27 protein-coding genes are annotated in these 26122 nt (G+C 62.2%); 17 read left to right on the plus strand and 10 right to left on the minus strand.

The window, feature by feature from the left end:
• Positions 1-585: 585 nt before the first annotated feature.
• The 9 genes from NMG80_RS26745 to pqqE all read left to right on the plus strand — a co-directional run bounded on the left by NMG80_RS26745 (position 586) and on the right by pqqE (position 8111).
• Positions 586-2436, plus strand: coding sequence for a methanol/ethanol family PQQ-dependent dehydrogenase (locus NMG80_RS26745; RefSeq protein WP_436798693.1), 1851 nt, complete (start codon positions 586-588; stop codon positions 2434-2436).
• 189 nt (positions 2437-2625) lie between these two features.
• Positions 2626-3150, plus strand: a complete 525-nt coding sequence (locus NMG80_RS26750) for a c-type cytochrome, methanol metabolism-related (RefSeq protein WP_254020895.1) — start codon at positions 2626-2628, stop codon at positions 3148-3150.
• Between the two features lies 1 nt (position 3151).
• Complete coding sequence (locus NMG80_RS26755) at positions 3152-4012, plus strand: substrate-binding domain-containing protein (protein WP_254020896.1); 861 nt, start codon at positions 3152-3154, stop codon at positions 4010-4012.
• 29 nt (positions 4013-4041) lie between these two features.
• Positions 4042-4599, plus strand: a complete 558-nt coding sequence (locus NMG80_RS26760) for a PQQ-dependent catabolism-associated CXXCW motif protein (RefSeq protein ID WP_254020897.1) — start codon at positions 4042-4044, stop codon at positions 4597-4599.
• Positions 4600-4757: 158 nt separating this feature from the next.
• Positions 4758-4853, plus strand: a complete 96-nt coding sequence (locus NMG80_RS26765) for a pyrroloquinoline quinone precursor peptide PqqA (protein WP_101954564.1) — start codon at positions 4758-4760, stop codon at positions 4851-4853.
• A 153-nt stretch (positions 4854-5006) separates the two neighbouring features.
• Positions 5007-5945, plus strand: coding sequence for a pyrroloquinoline quinone biosynthesis protein PqqB (gene pqqB, locus NMG80_RS26770; RefSeq protein ID WP_254020898.1), 939 nt, complete (start codon positions 5007-5009; stop codon positions 5943-5945).
• The gene (pqqC, locus tag NMG80_RS26775) at positions 5942-6700 is read left to right on the plus strand and encodes a pyrroloquinoline-quinone synthase PqqC (RefSeq protein WP_254020899.1); all 759 of its coding nucleotides are present in this window, start codon (positions 5942-5944) and stop codon (positions 6698-6700) included. Before pqqB ends, pqqC begins: the two co-directional genes overlap by 4 nt.
• Complete coding sequence (gene pqqD / locus NMG80_RS26780; protein ID WP_254020900.1) at positions 6697-6993, plus strand: pyrroloquinoline quinone biosynthesis peptide chaperone PqqD; 297 nt, start codon at positions 6697-6699, stop codon at positions 6991-6993. The genes pqqC and pqqD overlap by 4 nt, the downstream gene beginning before the upstream one ends.
• Entirely contained in the window at positions 6990-8111 is a 1122-nt protein-coding gene (pqqE, locus tag NMG80_RS26785; RefSeq protein ID WP_254020901.1) for a pyrroloquinoline quinone biosynthesis protein PqqE, read from the plus strand. Before pqqD ends, pqqE begins: the two co-directional genes overlap by 4 nt.
• Positions 8112-8182: 71 nt before the next feature.
• Here the strand turns inward: pqqE and folP are convergent, their stop codons facing one another.
• The gene (gene folP / locus NMG80_RS26790) at positions 8183-9016 is read right to left on the minus strand and encodes a dihydropteroate synthase (RefSeq protein WP_254020902.1); all 834 of its coding nucleotides are present in this window, start codon (positions 9014-9016) and stop codon (positions 8183-8185) included.
• Between the two features lie 104 nt (positions 9017-9120).
• Here folP and NMG80_RS26795 point away from each other — a divergent pair, with 104 nt between their 5' ends.
• The 3 genes from NMG80_RS26795 (at position 9121) to NMG80_RS26805 (ending at position 10741) form a co-directional block, all read left to right on the plus strand.
• On the plus strand, positions 9121-9591 hold the full coding sequence (locus tag NMG80_RS26795) for an SRPBCC family protein (protein ID WP_254020903.1): 471 nt from the start codon (positions 9121-9123) through the stop codon (positions 9589-9591).
• A gap of 22 nt (positions 9592-9613) precedes the next feature.
• Positions 9614-10030 (plus strand): GFA family protein, encoded by a 417-nt coding sequence (locus NMG80_RS26800; RefSeq protein ID WP_254020904.1) that lies wholly within the window; start codon positions 9614-9616, stop codon positions 10028-10030.
• 264 nt (positions 10031-10294) lie between these two features.
• Positions 10295-10741 (plus strand): SRPBCC family protein, encoded by a 447-nt coding sequence (locus NMG80_RS26805; protein WP_254020905.1) that lies wholly within the window; start codon positions 10295-10297, stop codon positions 10739-10741.
• Between the two features lie 282 nt (positions 10742-11023).
• On the opposite strand, the gene NMG80_RS26815 is transcribed toward NMG80_RS26805, so the two are convergent.
• Positions 11024-11743, minus strand: a complete 720-nt coding sequence (locus tag NMG80_RS26815; protein WP_254020906.1) for a DUF899 domain-containing protein — start codon at positions 11741-11743, stop codon at positions 11024-11026.
• 213 nt (positions 11744-11956) lie between these two features.
• Between NMG80_RS26815 and NMG80_RS26820 the strand changes: the two genes are divergently transcribed.
• The gene (locus NMG80_RS26820; protein WP_254020907.1) at positions 11957-12541 is read left to right on the plus strand and encodes a GNAT family N-acetyltransferase; all 585 of its coding nucleotides are present in this window, start codon (positions 11957-11959) and stop codon (positions 12539-12541) included.
• A gap of 62 nt (positions 12542-12603) precedes the next feature.
• On the opposite strand, the gene NMG80_RS26825 is transcribed toward NMG80_RS26820, so the two are convergent.
• On the minus strand, positions 12604-13542 hold the full coding sequence (locus NMG80_RS26825; RefSeq protein ID WP_254020908.1) for a carbon-nitrogen hydrolase family protein: 939 nt from the start codon (positions 13540-13542) through the stop codon (positions 12604-12606).
• Positions 13543-14037: 495 nt separating this feature from the next.
• Between NMG80_RS26825 and NMG80_RS26830 the strand changes: the two genes are divergently transcribed.
• Both NMG80_RS26830 and NMG80_RS26835 read left to right on the plus strand, forming a co-directional pair.
• Positions 14038-17118 (plus strand): ATP-binding protein, encoded by a 3081-nt coding sequence (locus tag NMG80_RS26830; protein ID WP_254020909.1) that lies wholly within the window; start codon positions 14038-14040, stop codon positions 17116-17118.
• A 22-nt stretch (positions 17119-17140) separates the two neighbouring features.
• Entirely contained in the window at positions 17141-17395 is a 255-nt protein-coding gene (locus tag NMG80_RS26835; protein WP_128180888.1) for a nickel-binding protein, read from the plus strand.
• A 90-nt stretch (positions 17396-17485) separates the two neighbouring features.
• Here the strand turns inward: NMG80_RS26835 and NMG80_RS26840 are convergent, their stop codons facing one another.
• The 7 genes from NMG80_RS26840 to NMG80_RS26870 form a co-directional block, all read right to left on the minus strand.
• Positions 17486-17641, minus strand: coding sequence for a hypothetical protein (locus NMG80_RS26840; RefSeq protein WP_254020910.1), 156 nt, complete (start codon positions 17639-17641; stop codon positions 17486-17488).
• Positions 17642-18161: 520 nt separating this feature from the next.
• On the minus strand, positions 18162-18998 hold the full coding sequence (locus NMG80_RS26845) for a 3-oxoadipate:acetyl-CoA acetyltransferase (RefSeq protein WP_254020911.1): 837 nt from the start codon (positions 18996-18998) through the stop codon (positions 18162-18164).
• A gap of 9 nt (positions 18999-19007) precedes the next feature.
• A complete protein-coding gene (locus NMG80_RS26850; RefSeq protein ID WP_254020912.1) occupies positions 19008-19442 on the minus strand; it encodes a type II 3-dehydroquinate dehydratase in 435 nt (144 codons plus the stop codon).
• A 4-nt stretch (positions 19443-19446) separates the two neighbouring features.
• On the minus strand, positions 19447-20748 hold the full coding sequence (locus tag NMG80_RS26855) for a TRAP transporter large permease (RefSeq protein ID WP_254020913.1): 1302 nt from the start codon (positions 20746-20748) through the stop codon (positions 19447-19449).
• Entirely contained in the window at positions 20745-21263 is a 519-nt protein-coding gene (locus tag NMG80_RS26860; RefSeq protein ID WP_254020914.1) for a TRAP transporter small permease, read from the minus strand. Before NMG80_RS26860 ends, NMG80_RS26855 begins: the two co-directional genes overlap by 4 nt.
• 72 nt (positions 21264-21335) lie before the next feature.
• Positions 21336-22322: a TRAP transporter substrate-binding protein DctP gene (gene dctP / locus NMG80_RS26865; protein WP_254020915.1), complete on the minus strand. Its 987-nt coding sequence runs from the start codon at positions 22320-22322 to the stop codon at positions 21336-21338.
• 48 nt (positions 22323-22370) lie between these two features.
• Complete coding sequence (locus tag NMG80_RS26870) at positions 22371-23279, minus strand: shikimate dehydrogenase (protein ID WP_254020916.1); 909 nt, start codon at positions 23277-23279, stop codon at positions 22371-22373.
• Between the two features lie 176 nt (positions 23280-23455).
• Here NMG80_RS26870 and NMG80_RS26875 point away from each other — a divergent pair, with 176 nt between their 5' ends.
• Both NMG80_RS26875 and NMG80_RS26880 read left to right on the plus strand, forming a co-directional pair.
• Positions 23456-24142: a TetR/AcrR family transcriptional regulator gene (locus tag NMG80_RS26875; RefSeq protein ID WP_254020917.1), complete on the plus strand. Its 687-nt coding sequence runs from the start codon at positions 23456-23458 to the stop codon at positions 24140-24142.
• An 86-nt stretch (positions 24143-24228) separates the two neighbouring features.
• Positions 24229-26121 carry a bifunctional sugar phosphate isomerase/epimerase/4-hydroxyphenylpyruvate dioxygenase family protein gene (locus NMG80_RS26880; RefSeq protein WP_254020955.1) on the plus strand — a complete coding sequence of 631 codons (1893 nt, stop codon included), beginning with the start codon at positions 24229-24231 and terminating at the stop codon, positions 26119-26121.
• Position 26122: the final 1 nt, after the last annotated feature.

The following is a 26122-nucleotide window of genomic DNA, read 5'->3' on the forward strand; positions in this document are numbered from 1 at the left end:
TCCCGGCCGGCAAAAGGCCTCCCCGACAGCACCAACATCCGCTCCGAATCCTGGTGCTGACCTTCATTTCATGTCTCCTCCACTATCGGCACGGGGAGCGACGCGCGCATACTTTAAGTCACACGCTCCAACGAATATAACCAAATAAAAATCAATACATTTCGCCCAAAAAATACGCTAAATTTGACCATTTATATAAATCGCGCTTCATCCACAGTCGATCAATAGCTTTCTATCCGAGCTTTTTCACATCTATTTCTCTATATTGCAGTGCAACATAGACAGAAGTGATTTTTCTTGCCTTCCGTCTGGGGATGACATAGCTTCATCCTGTTTCCGGCTTCAAGGGCGTCACCGTCATTAGGGAGCGGCGACAGTCTTTCGTAGGCCAAGTGGGATGGGCAGTAACGGTGCCCTCTGCTCATTCGGCTTAGGTCGTGACACGCTGCCGGAAATACTTCCCCCACATGAATCGCTTGGGCAAGCCCTCGTGGGCTCAACGGACGATTCGTCATTGTGCACCCTGGGAGGACTTTGATGCGTGTATTAGCGAAAACTGCCTACCTACTAACGACCGCGGCGCTCATGTCGTTCGGCGCGGTTCACATGGCGTCGGCCAATGAAGAGCTGATGAAAATGGCCTCTGATGCCAAGAACTGGGCAATGCCCACGGGTGATTACGCCAACACCCGTTATTCGAAACTGAACCAGATCAACAAGGACAATGTGAAGAACCTGCAGGTCAAGTGGACGATGTCCACTGGCGTGCTGCGCGGCCATGAAGGCGGCCCGCTGGTGATCGGCGACGTGATGTATATCCACACGCCGTTCCCGAATATCGTCTACGCCCTCGACCTCAACAATGAAGGCAAGATCCTCTGGAAATACGAGCCCAAGCAGGATCCGAACGTCATTGCGATCATGTGCTGCGATACGGTCAATCGCGGCGTCGCTTATGGTGACGGCAAGATCATCCTCAACCAGGCCGACACGACTGTTGTGGCGCTCGATGCCAAGACCGGCAAGGTCGTCTGGTCGGTCAAGAACGGCGAGACCGACGGCAGCAAGGGCGAATCCGGCACAGCCGCGCCTATGGTCGTTAAGGACAAGGTCATCATCGGCGTTTCAGGCGCTGAATTCGGTGTCCGCGGCTGGACCGCGGCGTATAACCTCAAGGATGGCTCGCTTGCCTGGAAGGCTTATTCCACCGGTCCGGATGCAGAGACGCTCATCGATCCGGAAAAGACCACTCATCTCGGCAAGCCCGTTGGGCCGGATTCCGGCATCAACACCTGGGAGGGCGAGCAGTGGAAAACCGGTGGCGGCACGACCTGGGGATGGTTCGCTTATGATCCCAAGCTGAACCTGGTTTACTATGGCACCGGCAACCCCTCGACCTGGAACCCGGTCCAGCGCCCGGGCGACAATCGCTGGTCGATGACGCTCATGGCGCGCGATGCCGACACCGGCGTGGCCAAATGGCTCTACCAGATGACCCCGCATGACGAGTGGGATTATGATGGCGTCAACGAGAACATTCTCGTCGACGGCATGGAGGTCAACGGCGCCAAGCGTGACGTGCTGGTGCATTTCGACCGCAACGGCTTTGCCTACACCATGGACCGCGCCAATGGCGAGCTTCTCGTCGCCAAGAAATACGATCCCACGGTGAATTGGGCGACCGAGGTCAACATGGACCCCAACAGCGACCAGTATGGCCGTCCGCAGGTGGTGGCCAAATATTCGACCCAGCAGAACGGCGAAGACACCAACTCGACGGGCATCTGCCCCGCCGCGCTTGGCACCAAAGACCAGCAGCCCGCGACCTATTCGCCGAAGACCGGACTGTTCTATGTGCCGACCAACCATGTCTGCATGGACTACGAGCCTTACAAGGTAAGTTATACCGCCGGCCAGCCCTATGTCGGCGCGACGGTGGCGATGTACCCGACGCCAAACAGCCATGGCGGCATGGGCAACTTCATCGCCTGGGACGCGGCCAAGGGCGAGATCGTCTGGTCCAAGCCCGAGCAGTTCTCGGTCTGGTCCGGCGCGCTTGCCACCGAAGGCGATGTGGTCTTCTACGGCACGCTGGAAGGCTACATCAAGGCCGTCGATACCGAAGGCAAAGAACTCTACAAGTTCAAGACGCCGTCGGGCATCATCGGCAACGTCAACACCTTCGAACATGGCGGCAAGCAGTATATAGCCGTCCTGTCGGGTGTCGGTGGCTGGGCTGGCATCGGCCTCGCAGGTGGCCTTTTGGGAGCCGAAGGCGCCGCAGCCTGGCAAACGGCAGTGGCGGGTGAGAAAGCTCCGACCGATGAGGAAAAGTCCATCTCCACGGCTGGTCTTGGCGCGGTCGGCGGCTATGCCGCTCTTGCCGACTACACGACGCTGGGCGGTCAGCTCACCGTGTTCGGCCTCCCGGATTGATCTTCCGGGACATCGCACGACCCTGGCGATGCAAAGGCCCATGGCCTGAGAAAATGGCCTGAGAAACGAGAGCCCGGATTACCGGTGAATGCCCGCCGGGCTCTCGATTTCGCCGCACTCTAAAACATCGATCAATGCCGCTTCACGACAGCAAGACCGTGTGCAGGCGAAATGAAGGAAAGAGCCTGAATGTCCGTTCGCATTGTAATTTCCGCTCTCGCTCTGGCTCTGCTGCCTCTGGCAGGTTCAAGCCTCGCACAAGCCCAGGACAGCGCGGAAAAAGCCAAGGCAGTGACGGAAGAAAACGGCAAGTATTTGGACGCGGACGGAAATCCGACCTACAAGATCGAAAACGGAACCGTGGATTGGTACACGTTCAGCGGTTACCGCCGGTATCACTCCGACTGCCATGTCTGCCACGGGCCCGATGGCGTCGGCTCGAGCTACGCGCCGGCCCTGGCGGAGACCATGAGGAACACCGACTACGGAACCTTCCTGTCGATCGTGGCCGAGGGTCGCAAAAATGTCGGCGGCGGCAAGGAAAACGTCATGCCGGCCTTCGGCGACAACAAGAACGTCTACTGCTACATGGACGACCTCTATGTCTATCTGCGCGCACGCGCCGTTGGCGCTGCTCCCCGTGGCCGCCCGCCCAAGAAGGCGGAGAAGCCGCAGGCAGCGAAGGACCATGAAGCGTCCTGCATGGGAGGATGAGATGAGTTGGTACCGCGATAAGCTGCGCCTCTTCCTGTTCGCTGCCACGGCGGCCGCGTTCGTCCCCGCCCATGCGCTGGCGCAAGATGCGGGCCTCGGCGCCGCGGGAGAACTGGTCGACCCGGAAGTGCTGCGCGTCTGCGCCGATCCCTCGAACATGCCGTTCACCGACCAAAGTGGCGAAGGCTTCGAAAACAAGCTGGCCGAACTGGTTGCCGAGAAGACCGGCCGGAAATCAGTCGCCTATACCTGGTTTCCCATGATCACCGGTTTCGTGCGCAACACGCTGACAGCCAACCGCTGCGACGTCATCATGGGATACGCGCAGGGCGACGAACTGGTCCAGAACACCAATGCCTATTACCGGTCGGCTTATGTGCTGGTTTATCGGGAGGGCGGCGGCCTCGGCGGCGTCGAAACCATCGAGGATGCCAGGCTCGCGGACAAGAAAATCGGAATTGTCGGCGGAACGCCGCCGGCTTCCAACATGGCCGCGGCCAAGCTGATGCGGAGCGCCAAGACCTACCCGTTGCTGGTGGACACGCGCATCGCCCCATCGATGGCTGAAGTCATGATCAAGGATCTCTTGCAAGGCACGATCGACGCCGCCATCGTGTGGGGGCCGATGGCGGGCTACTACGCCAAAAAATCGGGCGCCGATCTCACCGTCGTTCCGCTGGTGAAGGAAAAAACCGGCTCGCGCATGTCCTACCGCATCACCATGGGCGTGCGTCCATCCGACCAGGAATGGAAGCGGACGCTCAATCGGGTGATCAGGGAAAACCAGGCGGAGATCAACAGGATCCTGCTCGACTACAATGTGCCGCTGATCGACGAACACGACAATCCGATCACGCAATGAAGATGCCGGTAGGAGGGGAAGATACCGGTATGAAGGGAAAGGAGACGATTTTGCTGGTGGCCGCTGGCCTTCTGGGTCTGACCGAACCGATCTGGGCTGGCGACATCGCCGAGCCCAGCGGCTACCGGATGGACGACTATCGGGCGCCAGTGCCGCAGACGCTGCAGGGCGCGAAGGTCGTGACGACGGCGGAGGCGGAGGCGCTGTGGCGGGAGAACAAGGCGGTGTTCTTCGACGTCATGCCGAACACGCCGAAGCCGGCTAATTTGCCGGCAGGAACGATTTGGAGAGCCACGATCAGAAAGGACATCCCAGGCAGCACCTGGCTGGCCAATGTCGGTTACGGCGCTCTCTCCGAGGAGACCGCCAACTATTTTCGCCAGGGCCTCGCGGCCGCAGCCGGTCCCGACAAGTCGCGTGCCATTCTGTTCTATTGCATGACGAATTGCTGGATGTCGTGGAATGCCGCGAAACGGGCCATCGAATGGGGCTACAGTTCGGTGATCTGGTATCCGCCCGGCGCCGATGGATGGGAAGATGCAAACCTTCCGCTGGAGGAAAGGAAGCCTTATGTGATTAGCAATTGAGCATGAGCATTGTTATTTTCTTGTTTTTCGATTTTTCAGAACCTGCCGTTTCATTTGTCCATTTTGAGAGCTGATGGACGAGCCATTGCAATGGTGCCCAGCAATGGTTGACTGAGAAAAGGATCGGCCCCTCGGGCTGGTAGAAGAGGAGAAATGCCATGAAGAAGAGCTGGACAAAACCGACCATGTGCCAGGTTGCTGCGGGCTTCGAAATTTCGCGGTATCTGCCTGCTGAAATTCCTCCCAAGAAGTAGGCCGCAGAGGTGCGTGTCCCCGGCAACGGGGACACGCACTGGCTTGCCGCGCGAGGTCTTCGTGAAAGGCTTTGACGCGTTCAATGCGGGCGCGAAGCCATTCGCGGTCGAAGATTTGCCGTTGGTTGAACAGGCCGCAGAGCGGGCATTGCAATGCGCTTGAAGATCATCGGCTCGGCGGCAGGTGGCGGCTTTCCGCAGTGGAACTGCAACTATCGCCTGAGCCGCGCGGCTCGCACCGGGATGGCTGGCGTGCATTCGCGAACCCAATCAAGCATCGCCGCATCAGTGGATGGGGCCGGCTGGGTTCTCTTCAACGCCTCGCCCGATATTCGCCAGCAGATTGCGCAAACGCCTGAATTGCAGCCCGCGCAGGATGCGCCGTTGCGTTCGACGCCTATCCGCGCGGTGCTGCTGACCAATGCCGATGTCGATCACGTCGCCGGCCTTCTCAGCCTGCGTGAGCGGCAGCCCTTCGCCATCTACGCAACGACGCAGGTTCTGGCGACGCTGGAGGCGAATTCGATCTTCAATGTTCTCGATCCGGCGCTCGTGCCGCGACGCACCTTGCCGCCGGCGGAAGAACTGGCGATCTGCGACGCAGACGGCCTCAACACCGGCGTGACTGTCGAGAGTTTTGCCGTGCCCGGGAAGATAGCCCTCTATCTCGAGGAAAGAAGCCGGCCGGATGCCAATTTCCGTTCCGACGCCGGCGACACGATCGGCGTCCGTATCGGCAGTGCCGGCAGTCGCGGCTCCGTCTTCTACATCCCGGGCTGCGCGCGCATCGATGCGGCCCTGCGCACGCGCCTGGCCGATGCCGCCTGTGTTCTTTTCGATGGCACGGTCTACACCGACGACGAGATGATTGCCGCCGGCGTCGGCCAAAAGACCGGTGCGCGCATGGGGCACCTGGCAATGTCGGGAGACGATGGGTCGATCGCCGGCCTGGCCGAGTTGAGGATCGGCCGCCGTGTCTTCGTCCACATCAACAACACCAATCCGGTTCTGGACGAGAATTCCGCCGAACACGCAGCCGTCAAAGCGGCTGGCTGGGAAGTCGCCCGCGATGGCATGGAGATGGAATTTTGAGTGATTTCCATGATGCGGCCAGGAACGGCCTGTCCTCCAGCGAGCTCGAAGCCGTGCTGCGGCAGGTCGGCGCCGCGCGCTATCACAACCGCCATCCCTTCCATCACAGGATGACCAGCGGTGCCCTGTCGAGGACCGAGATGCAGGCCTGGGCGCTGAACCGCTATTGCTACCAGGCCGTCATCCCGCGCAAGGATGCCATGATCCTCGCACATGCCGAGGACCCGGCGTTTCGCGCCGCCTGGCGCAAACGCATCGAGGACCATGATGGCGAGAACGGCTGGAGCGGCGGCATCGCGCGCTGGCTGCATCTGGCGACCTCGCTCGGCCTCGATGCCGATGACGTGAAGAGCGAGAGGCTGGCACTGCCGGCGACACGTTTCGCGGTCGGCGCCTACCTCGCCTTTTGCACGAACCGGACGCTGTTCGAGGCGGTCGCATCGTCGCTGACCGAGATGTTCTCGCCGCTCATCATCGGCGAACGGGTCCCGGCGATGCTGGCCAAATACGATTATATCACCGAGGATACGCTGGCCTATTTCAGCCGACGGCCCGAACAGGCCTCGCGCGACGCCGACTTCGCCCTCGCCTATGTGCTCGGCCATGCCGACACGGCGGAACGCCAGCAGCAGGCGATCGATGCGCTGGTGTTCAAATGCGATATACTGTGGGCCATGCTCGACGCGCTTCAACACGCCTATGGCGAGCCCGGAAACATCCCGCCCGGCGCCTTCCGTCCGGAGCCAGCCCAATGACGGCGCTGCGCGAAAGAGCTTTGGTTTCGTCACGATCAATGCCATCGCTGCCGAAGCACGTGCGCATCCAGTACGACCCCGTGCGGCAGGCGTTCGCCGTGCTTTCGCCGGAAAAAATATTTTGGCCGAACGACATCAGCCTCGATATACTGCGCCGCTGCGATGGACGGTCCACGGTCGGCCACATCATCGCCGAGCTTGCCGCGGATTACGACGCCGAACAGGAGGCCGTGGCGGCCGACGTCGTCGCCTTCCTGCAAGAATGGTCGGACAAGCTGCTGGTAAAACTATGAACGAGCCCCTTCTCCCTCCGATTGGCATGCTGGCGGAACTGACGCATCGCTGCCCGCTGCAATGCCCCTATTGCTCCAATCCGCTCGAATTGCTGAAAGCCAATCGCGAACTGGATACACAGACCTGGCTCGACCTGTTCTCGCAGGCCGCCGATCTCGGCATTCTCCAGGTGCATCTGTCCGGCGGTGAACCGACACTGCGCCGCGACCTCGATCAATTGATCGCCGGGCTTTCGGCGCGCGGCGTCTACACCAACCTGATCACCGCCGGCGTCGGCATTGCCGAAGGCCGCATCGAGGCGTTTGCCGAGGCCGGGCTCGACCATCTGCAACTGAGCTTTCAAGGCGCACGGCCGGCGACCACCGACCGCATCGGCAATCACAAAGGCGGCCACGAAAAGAAGCTGGAGACGGCACGCCGCGCCCGCGCGGCCGGCCTGCCGCTGACCATCAACGCTCCGATCCATCGCCACAACATCGAGGAGGTGCCGGAATTCATCGACCTGGCACTTTCGCTGGGCGCGGAGCGGCTCGAGATCGCCAACGTGCAGTATGCCGGCTGGGCGCTGACCAATCGCGATCAACTGATGCCCGAGCGTGCTGCGGTCGACCGGCAGGCGGAGATCGTCGCGGCGGCACGCGAACGGCTCACCGGCATCATGAACATCGATTTCGTCACGCCGGATTATTTCGCCATCTATCCCAAGCCGTGCATGGGCGGCTGGGCGCGCGACGCCTTCATGGTGGCGCCGGACGGCACCGTGCTGCCATGCCATGCCGCACAGACCATCCCGTCGCTCAGTTTCGAGCGTTTCGGACCGCGCAGCCTGGCCGAGATCTGGAGAAACTCGCCGGCATTCAATGCCTTTCGCGGCACCGACTGGATGCAGCAGCCCTGCCGCAGCTGCGAACGGCGCGAGATCGACTGGGGCGGCTGCCGCTGCCAGGCGATGGCGATCGCCGGCGACGCCGCCGCGACGGACCCAGCTTGCGCGAAATCGCCGATCCATGCGCGCATGGCCATGCTGATCGATGAAGCCCAGCGTGCTGCGGCAGTTCCTTCGCCGGGCGAACAATTCGTCTACCGGCGGATCGGCGTCGTCACCGAGCCCGCCTGACGCGCCTGAAGGTTCTTGTTTTAATGCGTGTCGTTATCCCAAAACCGCTGCGCACTTTTGGGCGACATGCATTATTCCACGGTCTCGCGCTCGCGCACCGCGTCGGCGAAAGCCAGTGCGTCGCGATTGACCGCGACGTTGTGCACGCGAAAGATCGAAGCGCCCTTCAGCCGCAGGATGACGCTTGTTGCGGCCGTGCCGACGTCTCGCCCCTCGTCACCGTCGCCGACCAGGTGACGGGCAAGGCGCTTGCGTGACGTGCCGACGAGCAATGGAAAACCGAGCGCGCGCAATTCACCAAAGCGAGCCATGAGCTCGAGGTTTTCTTCTCCGTCCTTGGCGAAAGCGAAGCCGGGGTCGAGCACGATCCGATCGTCCGGGATGCCGGCATCGCGCGCGATCTCCAGCGATCTGTTCAGGAACAGGAATTGGTCAGCGATCACATCCGCCAGTTTTTCGCGGCCGCGCCCGGTGTGCATGATGACCAGGCCGGCGCCGGTTTCGGCCGCGACCTGCGCGATGTCGAGTTCGCGCTGCAGACCATGCACGTCGTTGACGATATGCGCGCCTGCGGCGACCGCCAGCCGCGCCGTCTCGGCCCTGTAGGTGTCGACAGAAACCAGGCAGCCGCGCTCGGACGACAGCGCCTCGATGACCGGCAGGATGCGCGATTGTTCCTCGCGCGCCGAAACGGCGCCGGCGCCGGGCCGGGTGGATTCGCCGCCGACGTCGATGATCGCCGCGCCCTCGCCGATCATGCGCCGCGCCTGCTGCAGCGCCCGCTCCGGCCGGTCGAATTCTCCCCCGTCGGAAAAACTGTCCGGCGTGACGTTCAAAATCCCCATCAGCAACGATTTCGCGCCAAGATCGAGATGCCGTCCATGAGCAAGCTGCCAGCGCGTCATGCGTCAACCTTCCGTCATGTTAGAAGCCATTCGCGACACGATTGTCACTCACACGAACCCGGTTTCCCCATCTACCTATGCTCGCGAAACAAAGGAGCGTAGCAATGACCAAGGAAAGCTTTATCTATACGACCTATATTGTCTCGACACTGGGAAAGGTGTTCGAGGCGATAACCAAACCGGACCTCGCACGGCGCTACTGGGGCCACGAGAACGTCTCCGACTGGAAGCCCGGTTCGAGCTGGCAGCATATCCGCACCAATGATGAACGGACCGTCGAGCTCGTCGGCACGGTCGTCGAGGTCTCGCCGCCGACCCGTCTCGTCATCACCTGGGCAAACGCCTCGCAGGCGTCCGATCCGGCGAGCTACAGCCGGGTGACCTTCGAGCTCGAGGAATACGAGGCCATGGTCCGGCTGACCGTCACCCATGACGAACTCGAAGCCGGCAGCGGCATGGCGAACGGCATCAAAAAGGGTTGGCCGATCGTCCTCTCCAGCCTGAAATCCTTTCTCGAAACGGGTCAGGCAATCGATGTCTTCGCCAAGCCGCGCGCGTCCGAACTGGCGGCCTGACCCAGGACAAAGGACCGAGCAGATGAGCACTCTCTACACCGGCGGATGCGCGTGCGGCGCGGTGCGCTACGAGGCAAAGGCAGCCCCGATCTTCGAGAACCACTGCCAATGCCGCGATTGTCAGAAAAGAAGCGGCACCGGTCACCAATCCTATCTGACGTTTGCGTCGCGGGCAGACGTGAAGATCACCGGCACGGCGACGGACTGGCGCATTGCCGGTGACAGCGGCAACGACAACATCCATTCGTTCTGCCCGGTCTGCGGAACGCCGGTCTACCTGACATTCGCCGCCATGCCGGAGCCGATCGCGGTCTATGCCGGAAGTCTCGACGATCCGAGCCGGTTCAATCCGACCGTTGTCACCTACGGTAGCCGGGCCCTCCCTTGGGACAGGATGGATCCCGCGCTGAAGACGTTCGAGAAGATGCCACCAGGCTGACGGCCCGGCGGCAGGGCGGACGCGCACCGCGGCAATTCCGGCTTCTGGAATCGGATCACGTGCCCCACCGCGGGCGCGGTCGTCGGCTGACGTCGATGCACGCCCCACTGCTGCCGCAGCCGCCGCCGACCTGAAAGATCGCACCAGACGCCCGCTCGGTCGGTCCGAAGAGCGGAATGTGAGCAAGACGGACCTAGCCCGCGCCCGTTCATCCCCTGTGGAGACCACCGGTCCCACGCCGGCGCCAACCCAAGGAGTACTGACATGGTCGACATTCTGCACCGAGTGGGCATCAATGCTTCGCCGCGCAATATCTACAACGCCCTCACCACACTCGACGGGCTTTCCAGTTGGTGGACGAACGAGACAAAGGGGCGGACGGAGATCGGCGGCGTGATCCACTTCCAGTTCGGCGACCGCGGCTTCTTCGACATGAAGGTGCTCAAGCTCGAGCCGGAGAAGCGCGTGGTGTGGGAAGTGGTGGACGGGCCGAAGGAATGGATCGGCACCAAGGTCATCTGGGACCTCTCGCCGGAAGGCGAGGGAACGACTATCCGCTTCAAGCATCAGGGCTGGCGGGAGCCCGCGGACTTCATGCACCACTGCAGCACCAAATGGGCCAGCTTCCTGTTCAGCCTCAAGGCACAACTCGAAAACGGCAAGGGCAGCCCCTTTCCGAACGATTTCCTGGTCAGTATCGACTTTGACTGAAGCGGCGCGGAGGCCGGCCAGATTTACTCCGCACGCAGTTTGGCCTGCATCCGGTCGCGTCGGGACTTCCGCCGGAGCTGGAATTGTCCCTTAAGCGAGCGACCACAGATATGCGTGGACCCCACAAAGTTGAACGTCTCCGGCTTGTCAAGGCTGGCCGGCTTGCGGTTGGCCGCCGCAAAGCGGCTCCTTCATCGCAGAGGACTTCCCCCGCCAACTCCTTGCCGGTCTCCCGGCGCACCTGTCACCGTAATTCGCGGTTGTGCCCAGGACACTCACCGCTCAGCGATTGCCGTACTCGTCATGGCGGCGCCACCACGCCTGGGGGAACTCGAGCCCGTTCTCGTTCCTTCCCCACGGAGCCAAGTCGAGGAAACGGTAGACCCCCATAAACAGTTCGGTGCCACGGGCGCAGGTCGAGTAGGTGTGGTAGACGGCACCGTCCTGGAGCGCGAAGACGCTCATTCCCTCCTTCTGCGGCTCGGCCCTGTCGACATGCTGATAGTTGTAGTCGGCGCCGTCTCTCTGCTGCTCTTCGGTGAAGGCGGCGCCGAAGTCGTATTTGAAATCGCTCCCGAGCGACGAAACCCACGGGAAGCGCCAGCCCATCTGCTGCTTGTAATCCTGGATTTCCTGCAACGGGGCGGTCGATTCGCAAACGAGGGTAATGTCGCGGCCGTTCAAGTGGGGGATGACGCAGTCGAAGTGATCGGCGATCAAGGAGCATCCGGTGCATCCCTGGCGCTCATCGGTGAGCCGGTATCCGTAGCCGAACATGAAATGATAGACGAAGAGTTGCGAGCGCTCCTGGAAAAGGTCGGCGAGCGAGGCGCTTCCCGCCTCGGTCTCCAATAGATACTCCTTATCGATCCGAACCCACGGCAGCTCCTGTCGCTGTCGCGCCAGCTCGTCGCTCTGCCGCATGAGCCGTTTCTCCGCCTCGAGCAGTGCGAGCCGCGCTCCCAGCCATTGCTCGCGTGTTCCGGTCTTGTGTTTCGTCATCGCTCCTGTCTCCTTTGCTCGGGGTTTCCTTTCCGTTTCTCGAAACGACTTGTTGCGTCAGGAGATAAACTTAACGCCGCAGGCGAAACATGGTAGCCAGATGTGGGGCGGGTTCCGATGGACTGCCTGATTACGGACTCCTGCCCGCTTGTTGCGGCACCCGTTGAGAGCGCGGGCGCCTCGTCGAACCACCTGCGTCACTCGGAGGGCAGCATGAAATCGCCGACAGTGAGAGTTATGGCCGCGGCCGATGAAGATCCGGCGATCGGAACAATCTTGCTGGCGTTTGCAGCGGATCCCATGGCGCGATGGACCTGGCCGCATGCACACCAGTACCTTGCGGCCATGCCGCGACTGGTCCGCGCCTTCGGGGCCAGGGCATTCTCAAACGGAAGCGCCTTTTGCACCGATGGCTATGTCGGGACGGCGCTGTGGCTGTCGCCCGGTGTGCATCCCGACGAGGAAGGGCTTGGTGCCCTTGTCGAGAGCACGGTTGCGCCCTCTCTTGCCCCTGAAGTCGCCGCTATATTCGAGCAGATGGCCAAGTACCACCCGACCGAACCGCATTGGTACTTGCCCGCGATCGGCGTCGACCCGGCGCACCAGGGCGAAGGTCACGGCGACGCCTTGATGGCGTACGCGCTCGAGCAGTGTGATCGCGATCACGCGCCCGCCTATCTGGAATCCTCGAACCCGCGCAACATTCCGTTCTATCGGCGCCACGGCTTCGAACCGCTCGGCGCGATCCAGATCGGTTCATCGCCGACGCTCGTCCCGATGCTGCGGCGACCGCGTTGAGCCAGGTAGGGCAGACGAGCGAAGCGTCAGCCGCCGTCCCGTGGAATCGGCGCAAGGGCGGCTCAGTCGGTGAACGCGACGGGTGCAAGCGGTTTGCGCCTGATCGACAGCGAGAAAATATCCGGCCGGGAATAGTGCCCTGCGACGTCGAGCGACCGCCGGGCGCGGCCGACCGCCTCGCGATCAATTTCGGCGAACAGGATTCCCTTGCCGCGGTTCAGCGGTCCGGCCGCGATTGTGCCGCCCGGCTTGACGACGACGGCGTCGCCGTCGTTGATCCACTCTTCTGCCTTGAACAGTCGGTCGCGATCGGGAAAGTCGGCCGGCAGATCGCTGCCCTGCATTGCCGTCGCGGTTCCGATGACCCAGCATCCGCCCTCGCGGGCGATGTGACGCAATGTTACGAGGCAGAGTTCACCATTGTCCCACGTCGGATTGACGAGAATGTCGATGTTCTGGGCGTAGAGAGCGTACCGCGCAAGCGGCATATAGCTTTCCCAGCAGATCAGGCACCCCAGGCGGCCGACCGGCGTGTCGACAACTCTGAGGCCGCTCGCGTCGCCCGTCCCCCAGACCATGCGCTCGGGGTTGGTCGGCATCAACTTGCGATGTCGGTTTTGGAGTGTGCCATCCGGTCCAATCACGACCACGGTGTTAAACAGCGTCGTGCCCGAGAATTGACTATCGATCTCGTTCAGGCCGACGACAATCGTCACCGCACGCCGGCTGGCGGCCTGCTGCAGAGGCTCAAGATGATTTCGCTCGATATCGACGGCGTTCCTGCGCAGCCTGGCGTGAAGCTCGCTTGACAACGCCATATCGGTGCCGGGCTTCAGCCGCCAGACCCACGTCGGATATCCCGGTATCCAGGCTTCAGGAAAGACCACCAGGCTGGCGCCGGCATCGGCGGCTTCGTTGATCGCCTCGACGGCTCTGGCGATGGTCGCCTCGCGATCGAGAAAGACCGGCGGCTTCTGAACGACGGCAATTTTCGCGGGCATGGCGGTTTCCTCTGATGCATGTTCCCACTGCACTTCAGCTGCAATGGTAGTCTTGTGAGCACTTCTGTCGGCGTGCCGTAACACGAAGACATAGTCGCCGGCTTTCAACGACGGCAGCAGCTTGTGCAATCGCCAATGCCGTGGCCGATGCGGATGATCTCATGTTCAGGCCCCCAGCCTTCACACCCCAGTCGAATATCCCGGTAGCCATGCTTAGGGAAAGACGACCAGGGCGGCGTCACGTTCGCGGCTTGGATCGCCTTTCTGATGGTGGCTTCGCGGCGACAATCATCTCGCAGGGACTGCCGTTGATCGCGGGACGCCATCCCAGATTGGGGCCCATTGAATGGTTGTGCCGCTGTTGTGGTTGTCATCTGCCGGCTCCTCAAGGCTGTTTCGCAAGACCGTGTTCACCGCTAAACTTGCCGACGATCGTGGAAGCGCCCGTGGAAACCGGCGTGGAATCATCTCTAGGCAAGGGCAGGCAGGCCAGCGATGCAACGTCCGTTCCCGCTCCGGGTACGTCTGTTCGGCGAGCTCCAGCTTGTCGGCGCCGACGGGAAGGCCTTTGCTTTGCCCGCCTCCCGCAAAACGCGCGCGCTACTTGGCTATCTCATTGCCACCGGCCAGGTGCACCGGCGTGAACGGCTCTGCGATCTGTTCTGGGACGGACCGGACGATCCGCGCGCCGAGTTGCGCTGGAGCCTCAGCAAGATCCGCGCGCTGCTCGGCGACGGCAGCAGAGCTCGGCTCGTGGCGGATCGTGAGCGGGTCGGCATCGAGCTTGGCGATGCGCTGGTCGACCATGCGGTCGTGCGCTCGCTTGCCGCAAGCAGCGTCTCCGCCGCGACCACCGAGGTGCTGACCGAGACTGTGGCGCTGTTTGGAGGAGAGTTCCTCGACGGGCTCGATCTGCCGCTCTGCTACCGCTACCAGGAATGGTGCATAGCTGAGCGGGAGGCGATGAGCCAGCTCCGGTTCAGGGTTCTCGCCGCGCTTATCGCGCGACTGGAAGACGTCCCGACGGATGCGCTGCCCTATGCCTACGCATTTGTTGCGGCCGACCCGCTATCCGAAGCCGGTCATGCTGCGGTGGTCCGGTTGCTTGGGAAGATGGGCCGGACCAACGACGCGCTCGTTCACTACGAGCGGGCGCACCGCATATTCGAAGCCGAGCTAGGCGCGCCGCCAGGCGAGGAACTGCAGGCGGCGAGGCAGGCGCTGCGACCGAGTCCAATCGCAGCTGCCCGAGCCGCACCTTCCGGTGCAGCCAGGGGAACCCTGGATGACGCTCCGCGGCCTGTGGCTTCCGGGCCCATGGTTGGGCGCGACGCCGAGCGCACGACCATCGATCGCCTCGTCGGGATGGCAGCCGACAGCTGCCCCGATGTCATCCTCGTGACTGGGGAGCCGGGCATCGGCAAGAGCCACATGCTCGGCTATTTCAGCGAACGGATGGCCGCTGCCGGCGGGCGCGCCTTCAGGGCACGCGCATTCGAAGCCGAGACGGCACGATCCTATGGCATCTGGATCGATCTCCTGCGCTCGGTCCAGCGGCAGCGACCGCGCCATGGATTGCCTTCGCTTCTCGGCCCGCTGCTCCCCGAACTTGGAGGCGGCGAAGGCGGGGTCGAGGATCGCACTCAGCTGTTCGACGCCATTGTCGAGGTGCTTCACGGGCTCGCCTCCGAGGCGCCGGTGGGTATTGCCCTCGACGACGTCCAGTGGATCGACGACGCGTCCGCGTCGCTGCTTCACTACGTTGCTCGCCGGACGGAGGCAGCCCCCGGTCTGGTCATCGCCTGCGCAGCGCGTTCTGGAGAAGTCGTAGACAATATCGCGGCGTCGCGGGTGCTGCGCTCGCTCGCCCGCGATGGCCGACTGACGGAGATCGAGCTCGATACGTTGAGCGCCGAGCACACGGCAGAGCTGGTCCGGTGGCTCGACCCGGCTCTGGACGCAGCTCAAATCATCGCCGCGAGCGATGGCAATCCGCTGTTTGCGCTTGAACTTGCCCGCGCTCACCTGCGCGGGAATCCCGGCCCCGGCCGTACCGTGAAAGCCCTGATAGAAGGACAACTGGCTGGGCTGACCGACCAGGTGCGCGAAACGCTGGTCTGGGCTGCAGCGCATGGCCGCACGTTCGCGCCGGAGGATCTTGCGCGCTTGATGCCATTTGATACTGCCGGGCTTCTGATGGCACTGGGGGAGCTTGAGCGGCGCGGGCTGGTGCGGCCGGCAGGCGGCGACGCCTATGACTTCACCCACGACCTCGTCCGGCAAGTCACCTACCGCAGCTTGTCCCATCCCAGGCGCAAGCTGCTGCATCGGCATATTGCGCGCGCGCTTCGACCGGCGGCGGAGCGCGGCGGTGACGCTGCAGCCGATCTCGTTCATCACGCCGTGCTCGCCGAGGATGACGAGATGGCCGCACGAGCTTGCATCGTCGCCGGCGAGCGGGCCCTTCGGCTCTTCGCCAATGCCGAGGCGGCCGGCCTGGCCGAGCGAGGGCTACGGCATGTCGCGCGGCTTCCGGAAGCGCCGGAGAAACTGGTTTCCCGGATTGCTCTGCTCAAGATCCGCGTTCTTGCGGCGACTGGTCCCGGATTGCGATCACTTCCGCCCATTGAAGAGGCGATCGCCGATGCGACCACCGCAGCGGAGGAACAGGGGCTGCAGGCTGCCGCGGCGACAGGGCACTATCTGCTTTCCATTCTCCATCAGCAGGCCGGACAAATGGAGCAGGCCGAGGCAAGCACGCTTCGTGCGGCCGAGTTAGGGCGCAACGCTGACCGCAAAATCCAGGCGCATCAGCTCGCCAACACGGCTCGCTGCCTGCTTGAGCTGGAGACAGAAATTGCGCGCGCCCGCGAATTGATCGCCGAGGCCGGCGATATCGCGCAGTCGCTTGGTACAGAGTTGTGCGAACTGCATTGGGCCAGCGGACTGTTGGAGCGGTGGGACGGGCGGCAGGATCAAGCCGCCGTGTTTCTCGCTCGCTCTCTTGCCCTGGCGCGCCGAAGTGAAGACCGCTGGCGCGAGTACAAATGCCTGACTTGGCTGGCGACGCTTCATTTCGAAATGGCACGATATGCCGACATGCACGCCCACTGTGATGAGCTACGGTCGGTTGCCGCACGGATTGGGGAAGAGACACCTTTCGTCGATGCCCTGCAGGCGCTTACTGCCCTCATGACGGATGATGCAGCCGACGAGGCGCTGGAGAGCGCCTTGGCGCGGCTTCGTGCCGCCGACGACAAGTCTTATCTGGCCTACGCTCTCAACAGCGCCGCGAGTTTTTACTGTCGTGCCGGCCGAATGGAGCAAGTCCGGCTCCACGCCAGCGAGGCGCTGACAGTCGCCTCCAAGATCCGCCGGCGCTGCGAGATCGCCATTGCCAAGGCCCTGCTCAGCGCGGCCGCCGACAGTTCTTCGGCACCGGAAATCGCCGACGATTGCCGGGCATCGATCGAGCTTGAGGATTTCAGCGCGAGGGCGCGAGCAGTTTTGCGCCATCCCGCCGAACCGGCGCGCAGCGTTCCAACGGCCGCATCCACGCCAGGCCTTCAGACTTGAACTAGCCGAACAGGAGAGCACCATGCCTCGCATAATCGTCGAGCGGACTTTTGAAGCCCCCTTCACCCAGCAAGAACTCGACGCGGTAGAGGCGCGGATGGCGCCCTGCCTCGACCTCTACGATGTCCGCTGGATCCGTAGCTACTGGTCATCCGACCGGCTGCGCATGATCTGCGAATACGAAGCCGCTGATATTGCCAGCGTTCGAAACGTCCAGCACGAGGCTGAAGCCAGGTTTGAGCGGGCCTGGGCTGCCGATGTGCTGGGCGAGCCGTGAGCTCCCACTCGCCAGGCTAAGCGGGTGAAAGTTGCAAGCCGTGTGTCGGAACCGTAGCAGGCAACAATTTATCTCCAGAGCGGGGCTCGCTCATTCCGGCGGCGCAATCTGGTTGACGACCCAGAAACAGGCTCCGTCATCCAGCGTTTGGTCGTCCAGCGGCCGGACGCAGGTCATCGCGTCGTCGCGATCCTTGATCGCAACCTCCAGGCCAACGCCGAGTCCACGGCAGGAGAAGTCCTGCATGCCCTTTGCGCCCAAATCTCGATGTAGGCGGGGTCGGTATCCGGCATATCGATCAGACGGCCGGCGATCGTCCTGTCCTTGCAACCTAGCCCGTCTCCCGCCATCCGGTCGGCGGCGTCGGCCGAGCCGACGGTCACCAGCGGCACGATTGGGACCATCGAAAGGATTCTCATGCCGTCTCCGATCCAAAGATGCCGCCCGAGACGCAGGCGCTCACCAGCAGCCGGCGATGGCGGTCCGCGATCTCGCGCGAGATTCTAATTTAGTCTGGTCGACCGCCGATCACCAGCGCGCGTAGCGCGCCTCGAACACGGCCTTCGTCTCGAGCGCCTCAGCCCGGTTCGAATTACGGTGACAGTGTACTTTTTTGTCATGCTCGGTGCCGGCCTTATTGATGTCAGGGTGCGCCAGGATGTCGAGCTTCCTCCTTGTCGCGGATAGCGATGTCTGAAGGATCGGCGAGGACGGTTGCCAAGGCGCAACAGGTCCGACAGCGCGGCGCGAAGTTGCGGCCCAGGAATTACGATCCTGACGCCAGACCAAGCGTTTGGCGCGCCTCGTTGACGGTGGCCACGCGGCGGCCAAACCTCTCGACCGAGGCTGCCGCGAGTTCGACAAGCTCGGCGTTGCTGCGCGCCAGGCGTTCCCTGGTGATCCTGATATTATCCTCAAGTCCGGTGCGCACTGCGTCTGCTCCACGCGCCAACGCCCATTGCATTACGATCGTCTGCTTGCGGCCTATTCCGGCCGCTGTCCAGGTGGATTGTGGAAACAGGAGTTTCGCTTCCCCGAGGAGCACATCGAGCAATCTCTCCTGCGCAGGCAATGCGTTTTGCACGCCCATCACAAACTGGATGTGCGGGCGCTCACCTATAAGTGCCCCGTCGGCCAGCCGCCTGGCAGTGTGAGGGTGCGACAGGTCGAAGATCTCGATCTCCGGCAGCACGCCATTTGCCTTCATCGCGGTTGCCAGATCACCGATCAGGGCGGGATGGTTCTCGTAGACTATGGATGGGAAATTGACCGAACCGGTCGAAAGCGAGGCCATGTCCGGCTTCAGATATAGCGCCGAGCTACGCGCCGCAGGATCACGACCGCGCCCGCCGGTCGAAAACTGGACGATCATGCCGGGGCAGTGCCTGCGCACCCCCGCCTGAACGGCAGCGAAGCGCGTTGGTTCAGACGATGAACTCTGATCGTCATTGCGCACGTGGATGTGCACCAGTGACGCACCTGCTTCAAAGGCTTCCTGGCTCGACTCGATCTGTTCGGCCACGCTGATTGGCACCGCAGGATTGTCTTCCTTGCGCGGCAGCGAGCCGGTGATCGCAACGGCGATGATACAGGGTTCAGGCATGGCGATACACTATCGGTCGACCTGATCGATGAGCCAGCGGATCGCGAGCGGATATCCCTTGGCGCCAAGTCCCGCGATCACGCCGGTGGCGACCTTCGACACCAGCGACCGATGATAGATTTCCTCGCGGCGATGGATGTTCGAGATATGCAGTTCGACGATCGGGCCCGGAAACATTTTGAGTGCATCAAGCACCGGGATCGAAATGAAGCTCAAACCCGCGGGATTGATCAGAATGCCCGCGCCGTCGTCGATCGCCTCATGGATCCAGTTGACGATTTCGCCCTCAATGTTCGACTGGTGAAAACGGATCGGATGGTCGCCGGCGGCATCACGGCACATCCGCTCGATCTCTGCGAGTGTCGTCCTGCCATAGATCTCCGGCTCGCGCATGCCGAGCCGGTTGAGATTTGGGCCGTTGAGAACGAAGATTGGCTTGGTCATGGTCCTATCCTTGATAGCCAAGCAGGCGCGGCAGCCACAGCACCAGCGATGGGAAGAAGGTGATCAGCATTAGGGCGGCAATCATGGCGTAGAGAAACGGCATTACGTCGTGCACAAGGTCGCGCAGCGGCACCTCTGCGATGCGGGTCATGATGAACAGCAGCAACCCGTAGGGCGGGGTGACGAGCCCGAGCATGATGTTGACGACGACCATTACGCCGAAATGCACCATGTCGACACCGAGCGTCTCCGCCGTCGGAATCAGCACCGGCACGATTACCAGCAGGATAGTCGTGCCCTCCAGCACGCAGCCCAGGATCAGCAGCAGGATGTTGACCAGGATCAGGAAACCCATCGGCGAAAGATCCCAGGACTGCAGGATCACCGACAGCGACTGGGGAATGTTCTCAACCGTGACAACGTAGTTGAACACCAGGGCGCCGGCGATGAGCATGCCGATCGAGGCGGTGGTGCGGGCGCTGTTGAGAAGCGCATGGTAGAGCTGACCCGGCGTCACGCTGCGATAGATCACGACCGAGATGAGCAGCGCGTAGCCGGCGGCGACCGCCGCGGCCTCGGTCGGGGTCATCACGCCGCCCCTTATGCCGACCAGCAGAACGACCGGCAGCATCAGCGCCGGAAATGCGCGCAAGGTGATCGCCGGAAATTCCCTGAGCGGCACCGGCTTCTCGACCGGAAAGTTCTTCCGGCGCGCGTCGATGGCGACGATGATCATCTGCGTCAGGGCGAGAAGAAGGCCCGGCACGATACCCGCAATGAAGAGGTAGCCGATGGATGCATCCGAGATTAGCGCGTAGATGACCAGCGGAATTGACGGAGGAATGATCGGGCCGATGACGGAGGTGACGGCTGTCAGCGCAGCGGCATAGCTCGCCGGGTACTTGCCATCCTTAGTCATGAGTTGCTGCATCATCTTGCCGGTGCCCGCGGCGTCGGCGATGGCCGAGCCGGACATGCCGGCGAAGATGATCGACTGCAGCACGTTGACTTGCGCCAGGCCGCCGCGGAAACGGCCGACGACGGCATTGCAGAATTGCAGCAGCCGGTCGGTCATTGTCCCGGCGTTCATCAACTCCGCGGCGAGAATGAACATTGGTACGGCAAGCAGAATGTAGCTTGTGTAGAGCCCGTTGAGGAGTTGCTCGGCGGAGGTGCCCATGTCGAGCCCTGCAAGCCAGAGATAGAGAATCGACCCGGCGATCATCGAGTGACCGATCGGCAGGCCAAGCAGGGCCAGCGCTGTGATCGCAACGACTGACAGCGAAAAGGGACTCGCGAGATTCATACGCCGGAGCTCGCTTTCGTGGGGTCAAACTCCGCCGGTGCTTCGCCGCGCAGAGCACGCCACCCTAACCACAGGTAGCGGGCGATCACGGCGACCACGAAGACGAGATAGATCGAGAACAGCCAGTCGAAGCGTATCTTGAGGTAGGCGGTGCTCTCGACCTTCATGAAGGTCACGTAGCTGAAGACGGCCGGAAAGGACCAGCCATAGAGCGCGACGAGAGCGATTGCGAAGGCAAGCGTCATTACCCGCCTAATGTCCGGACCGACTGTGGCGTAGAGGAGATCAAAACGGATTTCCTCTTCTTCACGAACGACGAACGCTGCGCCGAACAGCACAACCCAGATCCAGAGTACGACGGTGAGCTCGTTGCTCCAGCCGGTCGGCCAGTTGAGAAGGTAGCGAAAAGCAACCTGCAGCAGGAACGCGGCGAACATGGCGCCGATTGCGATGGCTATTGCGTTCTCGGCGCGTCGGTAGAGCCAGCCGCCGACCCTTCTCAATCCCGGGTTCATGATGCCTCCCTAACGGGCGCCTGGCCAACGGGCCAGCCGGTCGCAAGCGGACCGGCCGGCGAGTTCGTCGCGTCAAAACGCGTTGATCTTGTCGACCATCCCGGCAGGCCATTCCCTGGCCAGGTCGGAGGCAAGATATTGCTCCTGCACATGCTTGCGGAATGCTGCGACATCGGGCTCGTAGATCTTCAGGCCCTTGCCCTTGAATGTTTCAACGAGTTCCTTCTCGCGCGTCAGGTGCTTCTCTGTCGAGAAGTCGATCGCCTTGTCCGCCGCGGCCTGGACCTTTGCCTGCTTCTCGGCCCCCATCTCGTCCCACACCTTCTTCGAGATGCTGAGAAGGTCGAAACCGACGAGGTGCGAGGTAAGTACGATCTGCGACATCACCTCGTAGAACTTCATGTTCTCGACGTTGGGCAGAGGGTTGTCCTGCCCGTCGATTGCGCCCGTCTGCAGCCCGGTATAGACCTCGGCGTAGGCCATGGGCGTCGGGTTTGCGCCGAGCGCCTGGCCGAGGAATTGCCAGGCGTCGCCACCCGGCATACGCAGCTTGATGCCTGCCATGTCGGCGGGAGTCTTGATTGCCTTGTCCGGCTTCAGGCCGACCTGGCGCAGGCCGAAATAGGTGGGGCCGAGCACCCTCACGCCGAGCTGGTCCTCGGTCATCCTCTTCAGCTCCGCACCGGCATCGCTGGCAAAGAACGCTTTCACGTGCGCGGCGTCACGGAAAAGGTAGCCGGCAGTGACGATAGACCACGCCGGAATCTGCTTGGAGATGTCCTGCGGGGCAACGTTGCCCATCTCGAGGTTGCCGCGCTGGATGGCGACAAGTTCGGTGCCCTGCTTGAACAGGTTCCCGCCGTAATAACCCTCGAAGGCAAAGTCGTCCTTGATGGCGTCGGCGAACATTTTCATCATCTCGGCCCTGATGTCCTGTTCCGAGAACACGGCCGAGAAACGCAGCTTCGGTTTGTCCTGCGCGAAGGCGGGAACGGCGGTCCCGGCGGCGAGTGCGCCGGCGGCGACCATGAACAGGCGTCGGTTCATTTCAGCTTTCATGTCGATTTCCTCCCAGTGGTCTTCATGCAACTACAGGCGTCATTGCCTTCATGCGGCAGCCTCGAAATGATCTGCCATGGCGCGGCGGTCGGCCTTGCGCCCGGTGAAGAGTTCGAATGCGCGGACGGCCTGATAGATCGCCATGCCGATGCCCGGCAGCGTTCTGCAGCCGATCGTACGGGCGTCGACCAACAACTCTGTTTCGGTCGGAAAGTAGATTATGTCGGCGACCCATTTTTCGGCTGTCAGAAGAGCCGTGTCGAACGGTGTTCCGGGGTATTTCGCCATGCCCACCGGCGTCGTGTTGACGATGCCGTTGGCCATGCGCACGGCTGCGGCCGGGTCCGGCCACGTCTCGACGCGACCGCCGAACAAGGCGCCCATGCGCGACGCAAGATCCGAGGCGCGACCGGGTTGACTGTCGAGGACGAACAGCCGGCCAACGCCCATTTGCATCAGCGCGTATGCGACTGCGGCGCCCGCTCCGCCGGCGCCGAACATTGCAACACATCCCATCGATGCGCCTGTCATCGCCTCGCGAAAACTTTCCGCGAAACCCCAGCCATCGGTGTTGTGGCCTTCCTTGCGTCCGCCAGCAAAGACGACCGTATTCGCCGCGCCTATTGCGCGCGCTTCCGGCGACAGCGCATCGAGGACGGGAATGACAGCCTGTTTAAACGGATGAGTGACGTTGAGGCCGTGAAAGCCGGCAATTTCCGCCGCCGCGATCAAGTCGCCGATCGCCGCGTCCGGAAATCCGAGCCTATCGAAATCGAGCAAAAGGTACGAATAGCCGATGCCAAGGCGCCGGGCTTCACGCTCGTGCATGCCGGGAGTGCGCGAGGACTGAATGCCGCGTCCGACGAGGCCAATCACGACCTTTTCGCTGTCGCCGCTGGCGGCGCCCTGGTGCGCGTCGGCAAGACGGCAAAGGAGGTCGACAAGGCTGTCGCCCATCTCCCGAAATTCCTCCCTGTGCGGACCGCCTCCCAGCCCAAATGCGGCAATTCCTGGATCGCCCTTGTGTTCACGCCAAACGCGCCGGTAAATGAGCCTGTCGCGATTTGCGAATGATGTACTAACTGGTTAGTTTAGTCAAATGCCGGCTGCGCCGGGGCGGGAACTCAAACTGCATGGCCGTGATCAAGAAGGAACGAAAGCCGAAGCCGGACGCGAGCACGACGCGTATCCAGGACCCTGAGGGCACGCGCCGCAACATCCTAGAGATCGCCTGCAAGGAGTTTGCCCTGAACGGCTTGTCGGGCGCGCGCATAGACGAGATTGCGGCGCGTACACGCTTCAGCAAGCGCATGATCTACTACTACTTCGGCGACAAGGAAGGCCTCTACCTGCGCGCGCTCGAGAACGCGTATCGCCAGGTGCGCGAGGGCGAGGCCCAACTTGATATCGAAGGTCTGCCCCCCGAGGCGGCCCTGACACACCTGGTGGAGTTCACGTTCGACCACCATCACCGACACGAGGAATTCATCCGCATGGTGATGATCGAGAACATCCATCACGGCCAATACCTCGAACAATCGGATGCGATCCGCGAACTGAACGTGACTGCGATCGACCACATCTCTCGCATCTATTCACGCGGTGTCGAAGAGGGGGTCTTCCGGCCGGGGCTCGACGCGGTCGAACTCCATTGGCAGATAAGCGCGCTGTGCTTCTTCAACGTTTCCAATCGCACCACCTTTTCGATGATCTTCGGACGCGACTTCGGCGCGCCGGCACAACTCGAGCGGCTCAAACGCAACAGCGTCGAGATGCTGTTGCGTTTTGTCGCGAAGGACGAAGCTGCCGCAGAACGTTGAGCGCGCCGAAACTTGCGATGCTGGCAGCGCTGCCTTAGTGTATGTACGAACTGGTTCGTTCACAACAAACCAGGGAGGAGGCGCGTCTGAAGACTTCGATCGCGACGGTGTCGATCGCCGGTAACTTGGCGGAGAAATTCGCGGCAATTTCCGCCGCGGGCTTCGACGGTGTTGAAATCTTCGAGAACGATTTCCTCGCCTTTGACGGCTCACCGCGCGACGTCGGCCGAATGGCTGGTGACACAGGTCTGACCATAACGCTCTTCCAGCCGTTCAGGGATTTTGAGGGTTTGCCGGAGCCGCAGCGCAACCGCGCCTTTGATCGTGCCGAGCGCAAGTTCGACGTCATGCAGGAACTCGGCACCGACCTGATGCTGGTATGCTCGTCGGTGTCGCCCGTCTCGCTTGGCGGGATCGACCGGGCGGCCATGGACTTTCACGAGCTTGGCGAGCGCGCCGCCAAACGCGGTCTGCGCGTCGGCTACGAGGCATTGGCCTGGGGGCGTCACGTCAACGATCATCGCGATGCGTGGGAAATCGTGCGCAGGACTGACCATCCCAACGTCGGGCTGGTTCTCGACTCCTTCCACACGCTGGCCCGCAGGATTGAACTCGGCTCCATCCGTTCGATACCCGCTGACAAGATCTTCATTGTCCAACTCGCCGACGCGCCGCTGATCGAAATGGACTTGCTCTATTGGAGCCGACACTTCCGCAACATGCCAGGCGAAGGTGATCTGCCGATGCGACAGTTCATGCAGGCGGTCGCGGCAACCGGTTATGACGGCTATCTGTCGCTCGAGATTTTCAACGACCAGTTCCGTGGCGGGTCGGCAAAGGCGATCTCGGTCGACGGACGGCGTTCGCTCGTATGGTTGATGGATCAGGTGCGGCGTGAAGAACCGGCACTTGAAATGGCCATCCCGCCAATGCCCGACCGCATCGGGGTTGGAGGGGTCGAGTTCATCGAGTTCGCGGCCGATCGCCAGGACGCAGGACAGCTTGGATCGCTGTTGCGCATGCTCGGCTTTGTCGAGGCCGGTCGGCACGTCTCGAAGGAGGTCACGCTCTACCGCCAGGGCGAGATCAATATTGTCATCAATACCGAGCGGCAGGGCTTTGCCCATTCTTTCTTTGTTGTCCATGGCACGTCGGCATACGCGATGGGCCTGAAGGTCGAGGACGCCGCCGCCACGGTTGCGCGCGCCGAGGCGCTGGGCGCCGAGATCTTTCACCAGCGGGTCGGGCCCGGCGAGTTGTCGATCCCGGCGATCCGCGGCGTCGGCGGCGGACTGATCTACTTCCTCGATGCCAAGACCGACCTGGCAAAGGTCTGGGACATAGAGTTCACGCCGGTCACGTCGGCAAGTTCCGGCAATGGCGTCGACCTCACCCGTATCGATCATGTCGGGCAGACGATGGCACAGGAAGAGATGCCGAGCTGGCTGCTGTTCTATGTCTCGATCTTCAGGACGACCAAGACCCCAATGGTCGACATCGTCGATCCGGCCGGCCTCGTGCGCAGCCAGGTCATCGAAGGTCTGGACAAGCGCTTCCGCCTCACGCTGAACGGCGCCGAGAGTCACCGCACCCTGGCCGGCCATTTCATCGCCGAAACCTTTGGTTCCGGCGTCCAGCATCTGGCACTCGCGACGGATGACATCTTTGCAACGGCGGCGAAGCTGCAGGCCAACGGCTTCGAACCACTTCAGATATCGATGAACTACTACGACGACGTAGAAGCGCGCTTCGGTTTGGATCCGGAGGTCGCCGATCGGTTACGCTCAGCCAACATCCTTTATGACCGTGACGACAACGGCGAATTCTTCCAGCTCTATGCGCCGACATTCGGAGAGGGTTTCATTGTCGAGTTCGTTGAACGGCGCGGCGCGTATGCAGGATATGGTGCGCCGAACGCACCATTCCGCATTGCCGCGCAAAAACGGCTGATGCGGCCCAAAGGAATGCCAAAGCTATGAC

Origin of the sequence: Mesorhizobium escarrei (genome assembly GCF_935825525.1) — a bacterium.
In the GTDB taxonomy this organism is placed as follows: Bacteria; Pseudomonadota; Alphaproteobacteria; order Rhizobiales; family Rhizobiaceae; genus Mesorhizobium; species Mesorhizobium escarrei.